This is a genomic window from Streptomyces sp. NPDC029044 (assembly GCF_040637495.1).
GTDB lineage: Bacteria > Actinomycetota > Actinomycetes > Streptomycetales > Streptomycetaceae > Streptomyces.
Window position 1 is genome coordinate 1 of record NZ_JBEZWN010000154.1, and the last position, 1,707, is coordinate 1,707.

At 67.3% G+C, this 1,707-nt stretch carries 1 protein-coding gene and 1 pseudogene; both read right to left on the minus strand.

Annotated features, from left to right (window positions below; genetic code table 11):
- Positions 1-530 (minus strand): annotated as a pseudogene (locus AB0E85_RS39930) (ABC transporter permease); the annotation flags it as partial.
- Between the two features lie 3 nt (positions 531-533).
- Entirely contained in the window at positions 534-1,673 is a 1,140-nt protein-coding gene (locus tag AB0E85_RS39935; RefSeq protein WP_361937656.1) for an ABC transporter ATP-binding protein, read from the minus strand.
- Between the last annotated feature and the right edge of the window lie 34 nt (positions 1,674-1,707).

Consider the following 1,707-nt stretch of genomic DNA (forward strand, 5'->3'; position numbering starts at 1 on the left):
ACCGTGTACGGCAGCATCATCGAGGTGGTACCGATCACCACACCCAACTCGTTGTAGAGCAGCTGGAACGGGGCTCCAGGCACCGACATGGCGGTCAGAGACTCGTTCACCAGGCCCTTGTCGCCGAGCATGATGATCCACCCGTAGGTACGCACCAGAGCGGACACGAAGTGCGGCACGACCACGACCAGCATCGCCAGACCCGCCAGGATCGGCTTCAGCCGGGTGATCGCCTGCGCCAGCACGAACCCGAACACCAGGCTGAGGATTGCTGTTTCGGCGGAGATGCGCAGCGTGGTGAACAAGACGGAAAGGTTGACGCCGGTGAGTGCGTCGGCGTACCAGTGCAGCGTGAACGAGCCGTCGGCGTTCTTCAGACTCAGCAGCAGCGTGGAGAAGATCGGGTAGACGAACAGCACCAGCAGGTAGATGACGACCGGCAGCGCGTACAGGATCCCGACCCGCGTCCGGCGCGAAGCCAGCAACTTGCGCGGACGGGCCGGAGCCCCCGCGGTGAGGGTGGCGGCCATGACTCACCCCGCCTGTTCGTCGGCGAAGAGGTTGACGTCGTCCGCATCAGCGGTGATCCCGACCCGCTCACCGGCGACCGGTCCGCGGCCCGCGGGGACCTCCAGACGCAGCAGCGGCCCGTCACCTCCGTCGATGCGTACGCCGGCGCGGACGAGGGTGCCGACGTAAGTGGCGGTCTCGACCGTGCCGGTACAGAACCCGTCATCGGCGGCGCACGCCCGCAGCCGGCCCGGCTGCACAGCCACCTTCACCTGCGTACCGGAGGCGAGGTCGTGACGGCGGGCCTTGAGCAGGCCGCCGGAGTTGTCCAGACGGACCAGAGTGTGGGCGTCGGTGTGCTGCTCGATACGGCCCGGCAGGAAGTTCGCCGCGCCGAGGAAGTCCGCCACGAACGGCGTCTTCGGCCGCTCGAACAGCTCGCGAGGGGTGTCGAACTGCTCGATCAGACCGTTGCGCATCACCGCGATACGGTCCGACATGACCAGCGCTTCTTCCTGGTCATGCGTCACATAGATGACCGTCAGGCCGAGTTCCTGCTGGATGGTCTTGATCTCCACCTGGAGCTGGTCACGCAGCTTCTTGTCCAGCGCACCCAGCGGCTCGTCCATCAGGATCACCGGCGGACGGTAGACCAGCGCACGGCACAGGGCGACCCGCTGCTGCTGACCGCCGGACAGCTCACGCGGCTTGCGGCCGCCGAAGCGGGACAGGCCCGCGATCTCCAGGGTCTCCCCGACCCGGCGGCGGATCTCGTCCTTGCCCACCCCGCGCAGGGTGAGCGGGAAGGCGACGTTCTCCTGCACGGTCATGTGCGGGAAGAGCAGGTACTGCTGGAAGACGAAGCCCAGACCCCGCTTCTGCGGGGCCAGCCTCGTCACATCCTGGTTTCCGACGGTGATGGTGCCGGAGTCGGGTTCGCAGAACCCGGCGATCATCATCAGCGTCGTGGTCTTGCCCGACCCGGACGAGCCGAGGAAGGTGACGAACTCCCCCGCCGCGATCTCCATCGACGCCTCGTCGACGGCGACCACGTCCCCGTAGGTCTTGCGCAGCGCCACTACCGACAGCGCCTTGCCGGTCGCGGTGGCCGGCTTGTCACCGGCCACCTTCACCGACGGTGCCGCGATACCGAATTCAGCCACGAGCCCACTCCAACCAGCGCTTGGTGACGGCCGA